The organism is Shinella sp. HY16, assembly GCF_028534175.1.
In the GTDB taxonomy this organism is placed as follows: domain Bacteria; phylum Pseudomonadota; class Alphaproteobacteria; order Rhizobiales; family Rhizobiaceae; genus Shinella.
The window spans coordinates 1,172,589-1,187,447 of sequence record NZ_JAHYXL010000001.1 but is presented as its reverse complement, the minus strand read 5'-3'; the positions used below and the strand labels follow the sequence as shown (position 1 = coordinate 1,187,447).

Sequence of the window (14,859 nt, the reverse complement as noted above, 5' to 3'; positions counted from 1 at the left end):
GCCCGCCCTGCCGGTGGGTGCTAGGGTGCCTCCACGGCATTCCTTCACCCGGAGCGACATCATGACCGCCTTCCGCCGGATCACGCCCTTCGGCGTCTGTCTTCTCGCGACAGCCGCGCAGACGCAGGTCGGCGATGCGCAGATGCTGGGTGTCAGCGGAACCTGCAGTGAACTCATCGTCGGCGACCTGGAATTCAGCAAGGCCTGTTCGCAAAAGCTGCTCAACGTCACCTATCCGGACGGCCGCGTCGGTTTCTATTTCGTTCTCGACGACAGCCGCATCATTACCTTCACCGGCATGGACGGCGACAATCCGACACCGGAGACGGACGTGGTCAAGCTCGACAAGGTGATCGTCAGCCGCACGGACACGCCGGACCAGCCGGACGTCTTTCCGGCGACGGGCACCTGCGGTTTCGGCAACCCGATGAAAGGACCGGCGACAATTGCCTGCGAGGGCACGCTGCCGGATGGCAAGCGCTTTTCCGCCGCCTTCACGACGGACGGAAAACCTCCGACGTGAACCCGCCAGAACCGGAGAATCCGCAGCGTTTTGCGACAATGGCTGCGACATTCGTCCACGCTCCGTAAAATCGCCAAGAATTGCCGGAAACAAAGGTTGACGGCGATGTCACAAAGACCTCATCTAGCCGCAAACCTGTCGAGACTGAAGAATCCATGGCTTCCCGCGCATACAGCATACCGAACCTCCTCACCTACGCCCGCATCGTGGCCGTGCCCCTGATCGTTCTCTGCTTCTTCGTCGAAGGGCGGCTGGAATCGTCGGACTTTGCGCGCTGGGCGGCCTTCTGGCTGTTCGTCGTCGCCTCGATCACCGACTATCTTGACGGCTACCTCGCCCGCATCTGGAACCAGACGTCGAACATCGGCCGCATGCTGGACCCGATCGCAGACAAGCTGCTGGTCGCCTCGGTGCTGCTGCTGATGGCCGCCGACGGCACCATCGCCGGCTGGACGATCTGGGCCGCGATCATCATCCTATGCCGCGAGATCCTCGTCTCGGGCCTGCGCGAATATCTCGCCGACCTCAAGGTCAGCGTACCCGTCACGCGCATCGCCAAGTGGAAGACGGCGATCCAGATGTTCGCCATCGCCTTCCTTCTGGCAGGCCCCGCCGGCGACAAGATCCTGCCATACACGACGGAGATCGGCATCACCCTGCTCTGGGCCGCCGCCCTCATCACCATGTATACCGGCTACGACTATTTCCGCGTCGGCCTGAAGCACATCGTGGACGAGTGAGATGACGAAGCTCGTCTACTTCGCCTGGGTGCGCGAACGGATCGGCAAGGGTGAGGAAGAGATCGACCTGCCCGCCTCCGTCAGGACCGGCGGCGACCTGCTCGCCTATCTGAAGACGCTCGGCGAGGACTATGCCCACGCGCTGGAGCATGAGACGGTTATCCGAATCGCGATCAACCAGGAGCATGTCGAGCATGACGAGCCCATTCTCGGCGCCCGCGAGATCGCCCTCTTCCCGCCGATGACGGGAGGCTGAGCGGTGGCCGGCGTCCCGGTCACCGTGCGCGTCCAGCCGGCGGATTTCGACGCCGCCGCGGAAGCTGCGCGCATGACTGCCGGCCGGCGCGATACCGGTGCCATCGTCACCTTCACCGGCCTCTGTCGCGACGAGGGCGGCAGACTGTCCGCCCTTGAGCTCGAACATTATCCCGGCATGGCCGAAGCCGAAATCGGCCGCATCTGCCGCGAGGCCGTCGAGCGCTTCGCGCTTCTCGGCATCACCGCCATCCACCGCGTCGGCAAGATCGCACCGGGCGAGAACATCGTGCTCGTCATCGCGCTCGCCCCGCACCGGCATGCCGCCTTCGACGGCGCCTCCTTCGTCATGGACTATCTGAAGACCTCCGCCCCCTTCTGGAAGAAGGAGCACTTTGCCGACGGCCGCGAGGGCGGCTGGGTGGATGCCAAGGAAAGCGACGACCGGGCGCGGAACAAGTGGTCGTAACGTCCCTCACGGCGACGGCCGCTCGCGCCTGAAGATCACCAGCAGCAGCACCAGCGCGGAAAAGATCACCAGATCCCGCCACAGGAAATCGCCATAGGCGCTCCAGAGCGTTTCGGCGAGGCCCATGGCCGCACCGCCGAGGGCGGAGAGCAGCGGCGTGCCCGCCCCGCCGATGGCGGCGATGAACAGCACCTTCACCCCGAAGACGAGGCCGCCGCCGAAATCCATGTTGCCGTAATAGGAGACGGCAAGGATGCCGGTGAGGCTGGCGATCAGCGCCGCCAGCGCATAGGCCGAAAGGTAGACGCCCGCAGCATCGACGCCGCAGAGCTCCGCCGCCCGCCGATCCTGCGAAACCGCCCGCCAGCGCCGGCCCCAGGCGGACCGCGCGAGGAAGACGTGGCCGGCAAGAACGATAGCGGCCATGGCAAGGGGGTTGGCCATTTGCAGCACCGTCAGCGCGACGGGAAAGGCCGGATCACTCCACAGGACGACCGGCGTGTTGAGAAAGGGCGGCAGCCAGAGGCTGCGCGTGTCCGAGGCGAGCCGCGCCGTCTCCATCAGCACCAGAACGACGCCGAGCGCGGCGACCACCACCGTGTTGTCCGAGGAGAAGGCGAGCGGGCGCATGACATGGCGTCCGATGACGAGGCCTGCCCCGACGCCGTAAAGCAGCGCGACGACCGCACCGAAACCGAGCGCTGCCGGCAACATCAGCCAGAGCCGATCCCAGCCGTACCCGGAAAACAGGATGAACATCTGCGCGGCGAAGGCGAAGAGCGCGCCATAGCCGATATCCGCCCGGCGCGTTACGGCAAAGGCGATCGAATAGCCGAAGGCGAGCGCCGCATAGAGCGCGGCCACGGGCGCGGCATTGGCGATCTGCTGGAGGAAATAGGCCATGGCGGTTCCAGGTTTCCCGCATTGTCACGCACGCCGCCCGGAAGGGCGCTCCCCGTCCTCCTGGATCCATACGGAATTATAACTGGCAAAAATACTTTTACCAGTTAGAATATCGCATGACCTTTTCCTGGACCCCGCATCGTTTCTCCGGCGGCGCACTCGCCCTCGATGTCGCCAATTCGGTCGTGCTGCGCGGTGATCCCGAGCGGCGGATCGACCGTTTCGCCGATCCTGTCGTCATGGACGCCTTCCCCGCCGGAGCAGGCCGGCACGGGGCGGAGCGCGCACTTTTCGGCTCGCTCGAACCGGTGCGCGAGGATGCACGCGCGGGACTTTTCGCGCTGCGCGAGGCGATCGACCGGCATTTTCGTGCCGAAGTGCTGGGCCAGGGAACGCCGGCGCTGCTTGCCGGTCTCCTGGAGGCCATCGCCGCCACGCTGCGTCGCTCGGGTACAAGGCCGCAGGCGCTCGATACCGCGACGGCGCGCTCGGCCCTGCTCCTGCTCGCGCAGCCCGAGTCGGAGCGCCTGAAAATCTGCCCGAACTGCCATTGGCTTTTCCTCGATCGCAGCCGCAACCGTTCGCGCGCCTGGTGCGACATGGCGGTCTGCGGCAACCGGGCAAAGGCCAGCCGCCACTATCACCGCAACCGCGAGGAGAAAGGGCCATGAGAGCGTCCTGGCTGATCCTGCTGCCGCTCCTGCTTTCGCTTGCCGCCTGCCAGCGCGAGACGGGACCGGATCCGCTCAAGCTGACGGGCAAGATGTTCGTCTTCAACTACCGCCTCGCCTACGCCACCTACATGGTGACGCTCGACCGGACAGAACCGGTGCCGGAAGGCTCCGTGGTCCGGGCCGAGTTCGAAAACCCGGCGGGCGGCGCGCCGTTGACGCTGGAGCGCAAGCTGTTTGCCAACCTCACCCGCGTCGCGCTGGAGAGCCCGGACATCTCCTGCGTGAAGAAGGGCGTTCCCTACAAGGTGACCATCCGGGTCGTCGGGCCAGACGGCGCGGTGCTGCAAAGCCTGGAAACCCGGGTTACGTCCAATGTGGACCAGAGCATCCTGCCGGCAAAGGCGCTGGTCGTCGGCCCCGGCTACGACAAGAACCCGGAGGTGTTCAAGGACGGCAAGGCGCCGGCGCATTTCGAAATGGCGACCTGCCCCACCGACTGACGAATATTCGCCAGGGTTCGTGCGTTCCCTCCAAAGCTGCTTCCCGGAGGATCGGACCGATGCGATTCCTGCCTGCCCTGGTTCTCGGCCTGTCCGTTTTCTCTCCTGCGGCCTATGCCGAGGAAGCCGCGACCTGTCCAGCAAAGCCCGTCATCCTTGCATTTTCTGATACGGTGCTGGCCGACCGGGAAAAACTGCCGCGATTGAAAGCGCGCGGTTTCGGGGCGGAAGCCGCCTATCTGAAAATCCGCTACGGCCGCCTTTCCATGGACGAGGCGACCAAGCTCGCCCACGGACTGCGCGATGCCGGCGTGCGCGAAGCCATCGATCTTGCAGGCGCCATCGATGGAGCGCGAGACGGGTTCGACGCGCTGGGCAACGCCGATCCGGTTCAACTGAACGGGCTGATCTCCACCGTGCGGGCAATCCTGGTGCATGGCGATGGCGACAAATTGCTGGCCGCCATCGCCAGCCTGCCGCCGGAACGGCAGATCCCGATAAGCGGGCGGATCGTGCCCGCCATTGCAGACCGGCCCGACGAGGAGAAGGCCAGGCTCGCCGCATCGGCAGGCCGCCACAAGCTGTTCTTCCTTCAGGCGGGGCTCGTTGCGAGCCAGCGCGACCCGAATGCCTGGCCGGTCTTCGTTGCCAGCTTTCCCGAGGTAGCGATGCTCGCGGACCTGACGCGCATGTGGAGCTGGGCGCCGGCGCTGGTCGGCAACCCGGCCTTGCCGCGAATCCCGGTGCCTGATGCCGCAATGCAGGCGACGCAGAAAAGCCTGCATGCCATCTGGATTATGGCCGCGAAGGAGCCGGAGCGCGATTTCCTGATGACCTATCTGAACCAGACCGGCGATGTCGCCTCCGCGGAAAAGGCGGCGACGGTGGTTCTGGCCGAGATCTCGGCCGGGCGGATCAAGCCGGAAGGCCTTCTCGATCCTGCATGGCTGCTGGCCTATCGGACCCTTCGCGCTGCCGTGCCCGATCCTGCCGTGGTCGATACGACGCTCGAAAGCATGCCTATCAATACGCGCCGCGTCGTTCCCCCGACCAGCAATGTCTCGATACGGGACCTCATCGACCGGATCGTGGCGATCGGCGCGCTTGCTCCCTACCTCACCGGAAAGTCCGATGTCCTCCCGGAGGCGCCGACGGATATCAGCCTGAAATTCCAGGCGGAATGGCCATTGTGGGCGGAGCTTTCAAAATCCCTGACATCCGTACCGCTGACGCCGCTTGCAAAAGACCCGGTAAAGGCGCCGATCGTCGCAGAGCTGCTGTTTGCCGCCGGCGACCATGCTCGTCTTGCCGATTTCGTCCTTGCCGTCGAGCCAGCCGAAACGAAGCTTGCCATCGCCACCGATTTTGCAATGCGCCTCGATCGCGGCTGCCAGAGCTACATGCACCACCCGGCCGAAGCACTGCTCCTGGCCGGCCAGCCGCTCTTCAAGTTCGACCCGGCACAATAAAAACCGGGGCCTTTCGGCCCCGGTTTTCAAGTTCCGTCAAAGGTTTCCGGCCGGAGCCGGAGAAACCGATTCAGCCGACGATTTCGGTGTCGGAGAACCAGTACTTGATTTCCTGAGCAGCGGTCTCCGGAGCATCCGAACCGTGAACCGAGTTTTCGCCGATCGACAGGGCGTGCGTCTTGCGGATCGTGCCTTCGTCGGCATTGGCCGGGTTGGTGGCGCCCATGACTTCGCGGTTCTTCAGGATGGCGTTTTCGCCTTCCAGAACCTGGACGATCGTCGGGCCGGAGGTCATGCCTTCAACGAGCTCGCCGAAGAACGGACGCTCCTTGTGAACGGCGTAGAAGCCTTCGGCTTCGCGCTTGCTCATCCAGACGCGCTTGGAAGCAACGACGCGCAGGCCCGCGTCTTCGAGCATCTTGGTGATCGCGCCGGTCAGGTTGCGCTTCGTCGCGTCCGGCTTGATCATCGAAAAGGTGCGTTCAATCGCCATTTTCCCGTTTCCCTTGGTTTTCCGGTGAAAGTGGCCGGTTCCATAGCCGCCAACGACCGGCAAAACAAGAGGGGCGCCGCGATTGGCGCCGCCAGCGGCAAAGTTTCACGCCGCCGTCACACGGTGGCCGACGCCGCCATGCAGATCGAGGCAGCGGGCAAACCAGTCGGCAACGGGATCGCCCTCCTCCAGCACCTTCGTGCCCGCCGTCGTGCGCAGCCATTGCAGCGCGCCGAAGACGATATAATCAGGAAAGAGCGGGCCTTCGCCGCCGATGAAGGGCTGGATCTTTAGCATGTTGCGCAGCGGCTGCAGTTTTCGGGAAAAGCCCTCGACCTCCGCCTTGCCGGCCGCCGCGATCTCCTCGAGCGAGGCGCCGAGGCGTTCCTCGCGGCTGCGGCGGAAGTAGGTCTGGTCGGCAGGCTCCAGGAGATTGTGGATGTCAAGGATGGCGATGCGGGTGACGGCCATGTGCAGGATCGATTGCGACCAGCTCTCGATGAAGCGGGCCATCGCCTTTCCGCCCTCCCCGCTGAACAGCGACGGACGGTCGGGATAGGCTTCGTCGAGATAGAGCGCGATGTCGAAACTGTCGCGCACCAGCCGGTCACCGTCGCGCAGGAGCGGCACCGTCGCCGTGCTGCCGCCCTCGATAGCCGGGATCTCGGTAAAGCCGACCGGCACCGTCTCATAGGCAAGGCCCTTGTGGGCGAGCGACATCACCGTCTTCCAGACATGGGGCGAAAACTGGCGGGTCCGGTCGGCACCGGAAAGCGCATAGAGCAGTCGGGTCATCAAAGCCTCTTCGTTCGGTTTCCCGCCATAGGACCGCAGGATGACGCCTTACGCAAATCACATAATTTCATGGGTGGTATTCACGCGGCCCATCCGCGCTTCGGTTATAGTTCGGTCAGATCATGGAGACTGCAATGCTCGACCACTACCGCATGTTCGCCGCCTACAATGCCTGGGCCAACCGTACGCTCTACACCGAAGTCGGCAAGCTCGACGACGACGCGTTTCGCCGGGATACCGGCACTTTCTTCGGCTCGCTGCACCGCACGCTGAACCATTTGCTCACGGCCGACCGCATCTGGATGAAACGCTTCACCGGCATGGGCGATGCCCCGACGCGCCTCGATACGATCCTCCACGAGGATTTTTCCGGCCTCTGGGCGGCGCGACAGGCGGAGGACGCCCGGCTGGTCGCCTATGCCGATTCGCTTTCGGAAGAGACGATCGCCGCCGATTTCACCTATAGCCCGCTCACCAATCCGACGGTCATCACCCATCCGCTTGGCCCCGCCCTCACCCACATGTTCAACCACCAGACCCACCACCGTGGCCAGTGCCACGGCATGCTGACAGCGGTCGGCGGGCCGAGCATTACGCTCGATCTCATCTACTTCGCGCGCACCGAAGGAAAGGAATTCCTATAAATTTTAGGGCGAGTGACCCTTCCTGTTCCTGCAATAGTGGTGATACACTTGGGGTGTATGGGAGCGCTCGGCATCGATTAAGGGGGCTGCTTCGTCCTGTCACCTAAGTGACAGGCACGGGCGATCGGTAATGGGATAGTCGCTGCCATTGAGGCTGATGCGGGACGGCACAGGCCTCTCCTGAAAGAGGGAAGAAAAATGGCAAGAACGACCGAAGAGTGGGCAGCCCTGCTCGGCAGTACGCTTTGCAAGATGGCACGGGTTTACGGCACGGACGCCCCGAATGCCTATCTGCCGGAGGAGTGCTATCCGGTGATCGAGAAGACCCTTGACGTGGCGCTGCAGGAAGCGCGCGCGGAGGGATATGCGGCGGCGATGCGCGAACTCCAGCAAAATCGCGCGCCCCGCACCAAGGAACCGGCCCGCTCGACCGTGATCGGACAGGTGATGCGGGTGATCCCGCTTACCCGCCGAACGGCATGAGGTTCTGAACCATACCCTCGTGCGGCGGCGTCCACAGGATGCCGCCGCACACCGCCCCTTCCGTCTTGCGCATTATCAACTTTGGCCTGAATCTTTCTTCAGCACACGCAAAATTAACCGCGCAATCCGATAGTTACGCCGATCGATCCCTTCCCGCGCCGGCGCCCGCCCGCGCAGCACCCGACGGCGTTTCATGAGCAGCAAAGACAGCACCACCCCGAACACGCAGCCCGCCGTTCCGCCGATCACGGCGCGCATCGCACATGTGATGGCCAATCTCGGCATCGCCGGCCTGCCGCGGAACTATGAACTGCTGTTCGAGGCGCTGAACGGCAATGCGAGCGTGGCGCGCGAGATCGCGGCGCTCGGCAAGACACCGGAACAGGCGGCGCTCGATTCGATCGCGCTGCGCCACTCCCTACCCAGCCACAACGTGCTCGCCGCCGGCCAGGCGGCAGGCGAGGCCGTGCGGGTGCTCACCGAAATCTCGGCGGCGGCGGAAGCCAGCCGGCGCAACCGCGCGGTCGCCCTGCAGGAGCTGGAGGAAATCGCCGCCCGCATGCGCAAGGACCCGGTGCTCGGCATTTCCGATTTCTCCAGCGATACGGTCCGGCTCCTGTCGATCCTGCGCGACATCCTCGGCGCCGATCGCTCGGCTACCGCGCGCATAGAGGACCTGCAGGCCCATCTCGACGGACTGCGCTCGGGTCTTTCCGTCAGCCGCGAGGCGCTGACCCACGATCCCGTGACCGGCCTTGGCAATCATGCCGCCCTGCTCGGCCGGCTGAAGGCCTTCTACCAGACCGAGGCGGCGAGCGGGACCGCCGGCCTGCTGATGTTCCGCGTCGAGCAGCTCAAGGAATTTGCCGAGACCCATCCCGCGGGCGCTGCGGAAAAGACGCTGAAGCGGCTTGCCGCCATCTTCCGCCGCTCGGTCAAGAAGGGTGATTTCGTCGCGCGCACCGGGCCGGATGTCTTCTGCCTGCTGCTGCCGGATGTCAGCCGCGAGATCGCCGTGACGATCGCCCGGCGCATTGCCGTGCGCGTCGCGGAAAAGCCCTTCCCCTTCATGGACCGCGAACTGCCCGCCGGCTTCCTGACGCTGACGGCCGGCGTCTCGATGAGCGATGCGGCCGCGTCGCCAGCCGTGTTCTACGACCAGGCGGAGCAGGCACTCGCCTATGCGGGCGACGCCGGCATTGCGCTGAGAATCTACTCGGCGGAAGTCTCCGACCGGGCCGGCCGGGGCTATCGCGGCGGCGCGGCCGCCTGACACCGCCGGCACGCGAGCATCGTTCCCCAACAGACTGTCCCTTTTGGTGCAATTCCGGGCACAAAACCGCTTCGCACTTTTGCGGAAATTGCTCTATAGACCCGGCATGATCACGATTTCCGGCCTCACCGCCCGCGTTGCCGGGCGTCTCCTCATCGACAACGCCTCCCTTTCGCTGCCGAGCGGGGTGAAGGTGGGTCTTGTCGGCCGCAACGGCACCGGCAAGTCGACGCTGTTCCGCGTCATCACCGGCCAGCTCGCCTCCGAGGCCGGCAGCATTTCGCTGCCGAAGAACGCGCGCATCGGCCAGGTGGCCCAGGAGGCGCCGGGCACGGACGATTCGCTGATCGAGATCGTGCTCGCCGCCGACAAGGAGCGCGCAAGCCTCCTGAAGGAGGCGGAAACCGCGACCGACCCGCACCGCATCGCCGAAATCCAGACGCGCCTCGGCGATATCGGCGCCCATTCGGCGGAAGCGCGCGCAGCGAGCATCCTCGCAGGCCTCGGCTTCGACCATGAGGCGCAGCAGCGTCCGGCAAAGAGCTTTTCCGGCGGCTGGCGCATGCGCGTGGCGTTGGCGGCCGTGCTGTTCTCCGAGCCGGACCTCCTGCTGCTCGACGAACCGACCAACTATCTCGACCTCGAAGGCACGCTCTGGCTGGAGGACTATGTGCGGCGTTATCCGCACACGGTCATCATCATCAGCCACGACCGGGACCTGCTCAACACCGCCGTCAACGCCATCGTGCATCTCGACCAGCAGAAGCTCACCTTCTACCGCGGCTCCTACGACCAGTTCGAGCGCCAGAAGGCCGAGGCCGACGAACTGCAGATGAAGGCCAAGACCAAGAACGAGGCCGCGCGCAAACACCTGCAGAGCTTCATCGACCGCTTCAAGGCCAAGGCGACCAAGGCCAAGCAGGCGCAGAGCCGCGTCAAGGCGCTGGAGCGCATGGGCACGGTCGCCGCCGTCGTCGAGACGCATGTACAGCCGATCACCTTCCCCGAGCCGGAGAAACAGCCGGCCTCGCCGATCGTCGCGATCGAGGGCGGCACGGTCGGTTATGTGCCGGGCAAGCCGATCCTCAAGCAGATCAACCTTCGCATCGACAACGACGATCGCATCGCCCTGCTCGGCTCGAACGGCAACGGCAAGTCGACCTTCGCCAAGTTCATTTCCGGCCGGCTGGAGGCCGAATCGGGCGCGGTGAAGCGCGCGCCGGGCCTGAAGATCGGCTTCTTCGCGCAGCACCAGCTCGACGACCTCATTCCGGACCAGTCGCCGGTCGAACATGTGCGCCGGCTGATGCCGGAGGCACCGGAAGCGAAGGTGCGCGCCCGCGTTGCCCAGATGGGGCTTGCGACGGAAAAGATGTCGACCGCCGCCAAGGATCTCTCGGGCGGCGAGAAGGCGCGCCTTCTGATGGGGCTTGCGGCCTTCGACGCGCCGAACCTGCTCATCCTCGACGAGCCGACCAACCATCTCGACATCGACAGCCGTCGTGCGCTGATCGAGGCGCTGAACGACTATGAGGGCGCCGTCATCCTCATCTCGCATGACCGGCATCTCATCGAGGCGACCGTCGACCGGCTCTGGCTGGTCAACAACGGCACGGTAAAAACCTTCGACGGCGACATGGAGGAATATCGCAGCCTCATCGTCCAGTCCGGCAAGAGGGACGACAAGGACAAGTCCACCCCGAACGGCGGCGAGACCAGCAAGGCGGATCTGCGCAAGGCGAATGCGGACCGGCGCGCGCAGTTCGCCCCGCTGAAGAAAAAGATCAATGAAATCGAATCGCTGACGGCAAAGCTGCAGAAGCAGATTCAGCTTCTTGACGTGGAGCTTGCAGATCCCGCGCTCTACGAGAAGAGCCCGGCCAAGGCCGCGGAGAAGGCCAAGCTGCGCTCGATGGCAGCCGACAAGCTCAACGATGCCGAGGAACAGTGGCTGGAGCTTTCGGCGGAATATGAGGAGGCGATGGCCGGGTAACGCGCCTTCCTTCCGGCCGCGCAACGCTTCATTAACCATGATTTGACAAAAGTTCTCGCAAGATCATTGCCTTGCGAGTGCTCCCGATGCGTTGCCGCCTGCTTCTTGCCGCCCTGGCGGCCCTCTCCGTTCTTGCCGGCTGCAACACGACGAAGCCGCGCTCGTCCACCCAGACCGCCTTTGCCGAGGCCGAGACGACGAAGAAGCTCGACGCGGATGATCCCGTGCCGATGTCGCCGGCTCGCTGGGCCGGGCGAACAGGCCTTGCCGGGCGCACACTCGCTGTCGCCTCGCTCGGCGACCTGAAGCTGAAGCACAAGGAGGTTGTGCTGACCTTCGACGACGGCCCCGTGCCCGGCCGCACCGAAGCGATCCTCGACACGCTCGACAGCTATGGCGTGAAGGCGACCTTCCTGATGGTCGGCCAGATGGCCGACGCCTATCCGGCAATCGCCCGCAAGGTTGTGGCGCGCGGCCATACCGTCGGCAGCCACACCTATCGCCATGCCAATCTGCGCTATCTCGCCTTCGAGGCGGCCATGGCGGAAATCCGCAAGGGCGAGAAGGCCGTGGAACGCGCCACCGCGCGCCAGCCGGATTTCTTCCGCTTCCCCTATCTCGCGGATACGTCCGCGCTGCGCAGCGCCGTATCCCGTCGCGGCACCATCATCATGGACATGGATGTCGATTCGAAGGATTACTTCAAGGTGACGCCCGCCTCCGTCGCCAGCCGCACCATGCAGGGCCTGCGCAAGCGCGGCCGCGGCATCATCCTGATGCACGACATCCACAAGCGGACCGCTGCCGTGCTGCCCTCGCTGCTCGCGCAGCTAAAGGCGGAAGGCTATTCGGTGGTGACGCTGCGCCACAAGGGCGGCACGGAACCGCAACTGCTCGCCCTGGCAGACCGGTAAGGTCGCTCAGCCGAGCTCGAAGCTCGTGATCCCGTAGATGTGTCCGAGCGGCAGGTCCGGCGCCGCGCCCCGGTACATGCGCGCGGTCTCGAAGACCGGCGAAAGACCATGGCGCACGCAAAGCGCCTTCGCCTCGGCATTGGGCGCAGGGATGTCGAGAAAAATCTCCCCGCCACCGACGCTTGCGACCAGCGCCCGGAAGATCACCTCGGCGCCAACATCGGTGTCGGAGAACAGCGGGCCGATCTTGAAGCCCTCCCGGCTGGCGCGGATCGTGCCGTAGCCGGAAATGCCGGTGCCGTGCAGCAGCGCCACGCTCTGGCGCGTCTCCTGCTCCTTCAGCCATTCGCGCAGGAATGCCTCGCGGCGCGCCGGAGTAAAGCGCGCGTCGTAGTCGACGATCAGCGGCATGTGGACGGGCGAGACCGGCGTCAGCCGCGAATCCGTCGGCATGGCGCTCTCCACCCGGCCCCCGTGGCGGATATTGGCGTGGGCGTAGGCAAAGCCGGATCGGCGGTAATTCTCCTGCTGGGTGACGACCCCATCGAGGCCGACCAGGCGGCCGCCGGCCAGATCCATCGCCGCATTCCAGAGGCGCAGGCCGACGCCCTGCCCGCGCACCTGCGGATCCACGATGTAAAAGCCGAGAAAGGCATAGTCCGCACCGTAGCGCACGAGCGAGATCGTACCCACGACGCGCTTGTCCGCTTCGGCGACGAGATAGCCTTCGGGGTCCGCCGCCCAGAACGGCGCGGCATCGCCAAGGCCCGGGTTCCACCCTTCTGCGGCAGCCCGCTCCAGGATGTCGACCAGCTCGTCGCGATAGGCCCTGCGAATCTCGATATCCATGCCGTGCCTTCCATCCCATGCTCCGCGCTCAATCTTTCAACCGCGCGAGAGGCTGTCAACCTTGCGGAAAACCGCCGGAAAAGCTCAAAAAACAGGCAGATAGCGGAGAATCGCCGTCTAAGACGAAAGTTGTAGAAGAGGCTTTCACCTTCTTCCCCACCTCGGCTTGAAACCCCCTTGCCGACATGGTTAGGTTTCCGACGATGACAAAGGGCGGAAAAACCACCGCTCGCCATTGGGAGGAAAACTATGGATCGTCGTTCATTCATGAAGAAGGCCGGTGTTGCCGGCGTGGGCGGTGCGGCCGCCACCGTGCTTGCGGCCCCGGCCATCGCGCAGAGCAATCCCAAGATCAACTGGCGCCTCGCCTCCTCGTTCCCCAAATCGCTCGACACGATCTATGGCGGCGCCGAAGTGCTGTCGAAATACGTCTCCGAAGCGACGGACGGCAACTTCCAGATCCAGGTTTTCGCCGCCGGTGAAATCGTGCCCGGCCTGCAGGCCGCCGATGCTGCGTCCGCCGGCACCGTCGAGGCCGCACACACCGTTTCCTACTATTACTGGGGCAAGGACCCGGTCTGGGCGCTTGGCGCGGCCGTGCCCTTCGCGCTCAACGCCCGCGGCATGAACGCCTGGCAGTACCATGGCGGCGGTATCGACCTCTTCAACGAATTCCTCGCCACCCAGGGCCTCGTCGGCTTCCCCGGCGGCAATACTGGCGTGCAGATGGGCGGCTGGTTCCGCAAGGAAATCAAGACTGTCGCCGACATGCAGGGCCTGAAGATGCGCATCGGCGGTTTTGCCGGCAAGGTCGTCGAGAAGCTCGGCGTCGTGCCGCAGCAGATCGCTGGCGGCGACATCTATCCCTCGCTCGAAAAGGGCACGATCGACGCCGCAGAATGGGTCGGCCCCTATGACGACGAGAAGCTCGGCTTCTACAAGGTCGCGCCCTACTACTACTATCCCGGCTGGTGGGAAGGTGGCCCGACGGTGCATGCCATGTTCAACAAGGCGGCCTTCGACGGCCTGCCGAAGGCCTACCAGTCGCTGCTGCGCACGGCCTGCCAGGCGACTGACGCGAACATGCTGCAGAAATACGACTACCTGAACCCCTCGGCCATCAAGCGCCTCGTCGCCGCCGGCGCGAAGCTCAGCCCGTTCAGCCAGGAAATCCTCTCGGCCTGCTTCGACGCCGCCAACGAGGTCTATGCCGAGATGGAAGCCTCGAACCCGACCTTCAAGAAGATCTGGGAATCGATCAAGGCCTTCCGCGGCGAGTACTACCTCAACGCCCAGATCGCCGAATACAACTACGACACCTTCATGATGATCCAGCAGCGCAGCAACAAGCTGTAAGCCTGCCGGAATAGGGATGCAGAAACCCCGGAGCAGCGATGCTCCGGGGTTTTTCTTTGCCACAAGACCATGGCCATAACCTCACAGGGTCTGCGGCTCGCCGATCTCGACCGCATGCCTGTCGGGATCGTAGAAGCGGAATACACGCTGCCCCCAGGCCTGCCGCTCGACCGGATGGATCAGGTCCACATGCGGCGCGATGGCGTCGAATGCCGCATCGACATCCTCGTGTTCGAAGTAGAGCAGCAGGTTCCGCCGTCCGTAGGGCTCGTCTCCCGGGGAGGCCTCCTGCCAGATCGTCTCTTCCAATGCCGGCCCCTCATGGAGGGCAAACCCCGTCTCGAAGAGCACGAAGCTTCCGAAATCCTCCCGCACCACGAGCCCGAGCCTGTCCCGGTAGAACGCCTTCGAACGCACGATATCGCGGACGAAGGGGATGGGGTTCACAAAGCGCATCGACACTCCTCCCGTGGCATCCGCGGAAGCAGAATGCGGAAAAGAAAAACCGCCTGCAACCCGTTGGCTG

18 protein-coding genes are annotated in these 14,859 nt (G+C 64.6%); 13 read left to right on the top strand and 5 right to left on the bottom strand.

Translation table 11 applies throughout. The annotated features are described in order from the left end of the window. The first annotated feature begins 61 nt into the window (after positions 1 to 61). The 4 genes from K0P03_RS05885 (at position 62) to K0P03_RS05870 (ending at position 1,987) form a co-directional block, all read left to right on the top strand. Positions 62 to 523 (top strand): hypothetical protein, encoded by a 462-nt coding sequence (locus K0P03_RS05885; RefSeq protein WP_272789122.1) that lies wholly within the window; start codon positions 62 to 64, stop codon positions 521 to 523. A gap of 155 nt (positions 524 to 678) precedes the next feature. After that, entirely contained in the window at positions 679 to 1,263 is a 585-nt protein-coding gene (gene pgsA, locus K0P03_RS05880; RefSeq protein ID WP_023515486.1) for a CDP-diacylglycerol--glycerol-3-phosphate 3-phosphatidyltransferase, read from the top strand. A gap of 1 nt (position 1,264) precedes the next feature. Then, entirely contained in the window at positions 1,265 to 1,519 is a 255-nt protein-coding gene (moaD, locus tag K0P03_RS05875) for a molybdopterin converting factor subunit 1 (RefSeq protein WP_023515485.1), read from the top strand. A 3-nt stretch (positions 1,520 to 1,522) separates the two neighbouring features. Then, positions 1,523 to 1,987: a molybdenum cofactor biosynthesis protein MoaE gene (locus K0P03_RS05870; RefSeq protein ID WP_050742913.1), complete on the top strand. Its 465-nt coding sequence runs from the start codon at positions 1,523 to 1,525 to the stop codon at positions 1,985 to 1,987. Positions 1,988 to 1,993: 6 nt separating this feature from the next. Here the strand turns inward: K0P03_RS05870 and K0P03_RS05865 are convergent, their stop codons facing one another. After that, positions 1,994 to 2,890 carry a branched-chain amino acid ABC transporter permease gene (locus K0P03_RS05865; RefSeq protein WP_272789121.1) on the bottom strand — a complete coding sequence of 299 codons (897 nt, stop codon included), beginning with the start codon at positions 2,888 to 2,890 and terminating at the stop codon, positions 1,994 to 1,996. A gap of 116 nt (positions 2,891 to 3,006) precedes the next feature. Between K0P03_RS05865 and K0P03_RS05860 the strand changes: the two genes are divergently transcribed. The 3 genes from K0P03_RS05860 to K0P03_RS05850 are packed head-to-tail and all read left to right on the top strand — an operon-like array spanning position 3,007 to position 5,533. Beyond that, entirely contained in the window at positions 3,007 to 3,561 is a 555-nt protein-coding gene (locus K0P03_RS05860) for a CGNR zinc finger domain-containing protein (protein WP_050742911.1), read from the top strand. Continuing rightward, complete coding sequence (locus K0P03_RS05855) at positions 3,558 to 4,064, top strand: hypothetical protein (protein WP_272789120.1); 507 nt, start codon at positions 3,558 to 3,560, stop codon at positions 4,062 to 4,064. Before K0P03_RS05860 ends, K0P03_RS05855 begins: the two co-directional genes overlap by 4 nt. 59 nt (positions 4,065 to 4,123) lie before the next feature. Continuing rightward, positions 4,124 to 5,533, top strand: coding sequence for a hypothetical protein (locus tag K0P03_RS05850; protein WP_272789119.1), 1,410 nt, complete (start codon positions 4,124 to 4,126; stop codon positions 5,531 to 5,533). A gap of 70 nt (positions 5,534 to 5,603) precedes the next feature. Here the strand turns inward: K0P03_RS05850 and ndk are convergent, their stop codons facing one another. Next, entirely contained in the window at positions 5,604 to 6,026 is a 423-nt protein-coding gene (gene ndk / locus K0P03_RS05845; protein WP_050742909.1) for a nucleoside-diphosphate kinase, read from the bottom strand. Positions 6,027 to 6,131: 105 nt separating this feature from the next. Continuing rightward, positions 6,132 to 6,821: a glutathione S-transferase family protein gene (locus tag K0P03_RS05840; RefSeq protein WP_272789118.1), complete on the bottom strand. Its 690-nt coding sequence runs from the start codon at positions 6,819 to 6,821 to the stop codon at positions 6,132 to 6,134. Positions 6,822 to 6,955: 134 nt separating this feature from the next. Between K0P03_RS05840 and K0P03_RS05835 the strand changes: the two genes are divergently transcribed. From K0P03_RS05835 to K0P03_RS05815, 5 genes are all read left to right on the top strand, one after another. Beyond that, positions 6,956 to 7,465, top strand: coding sequence for a DinB family protein (locus K0P03_RS05835; protein WP_272789117.1), 510 nt, complete (start codon positions 6,956 to 6,958; stop codon positions 7,463 to 7,465). A 198-nt stretch (positions 7,466 to 7,663) separates the two neighbouring features. Beyond that, entirely contained in the window at positions 7,664 to 7,948 is a 285-nt protein-coding gene (locus tag K0P03_RS05830; RefSeq protein ID WP_023515476.1) for a hypothetical protein, read from the top strand. A 193-nt stretch (positions 7,949 to 8,141) separates the two neighbouring features. After that, on the top strand, positions 8,142 to 9,221 hold the full coding sequence (locus K0P03_RS05825) for a GGDEF domain-containing protein (RefSeq protein ID WP_272789116.1): 1,080 nt from the start codon (positions 8,142 to 8,144) through the stop codon (positions 9,219 to 9,221). Positions 9,222 to 9,327: 106 nt separating this feature from the next. Further along, on the top strand, positions 9,328 to 11,214 hold the full coding sequence (locus K0P03_RS05820) for an ABC-F family ATP-binding cassette domain-containing protein (RefSeq protein ID WP_023516344.1): 1,887 nt from the start codon (positions 9,328 to 9,330) through the stop codon (positions 11,212 to 11,214). An 86-nt stretch (positions 11,215 to 11,300) separates the two neighbouring features. Then, complete coding sequence (locus tag K0P03_RS05815) at positions 11,301 to 12,128, top strand: polysaccharide deacetylase family protein (protein ID WP_272789115.1); 828 nt, start codon at positions 11,301 to 11,303, stop codon at positions 12,126 to 12,128. Positions 12,129 to 12,134: 6 nt separating this feature from the next. On the opposite strand, the gene K0P03_RS05810 is transcribed toward K0P03_RS05815, so the two are convergent. Further along, a complete protein-coding gene (locus K0P03_RS05810; RefSeq protein ID WP_053190670.1) occupies positions 12,135 to 12,977 on the bottom strand; it encodes a GNAT family N-acetyltransferase in 843 nt (280 codons plus the stop codon). Positions 12,978 to 13,226: 249 nt separating this feature from the next. On the opposite strand from K0P03_RS05810, the gene K0P03_RS05805 reads away from it, so the two are divergent. Next, positions 13,227 to 14,333: a TRAP transporter substrate-binding protein gene (locus tag K0P03_RS05805; protein WP_023516232.1), complete on the top strand. Its 1,107-nt coding sequence runs from the start codon at positions 13,227 to 13,229 to the stop codon at positions 14,331 to 14,333. 81 nt (positions 14,334 to 14,414) lie between these two features. Here K0P03_RS05805 and K0P03_RS05800 read toward each other — a convergent pair whose 3' ends face one another. After that, the gene (locus K0P03_RS05800; protein ID WP_272789114.1) at positions 14,415 to 14,789 is read right to left on the bottom strand and encodes a VOC family protein; all 375 of its coding nucleotides are present in this window, start codon (positions 14,787 to 14,789) and stop codon (positions 14,415 to 14,417) included. Positions 14,790 to 14,859 lie beyond the last annotated feature (70 nt).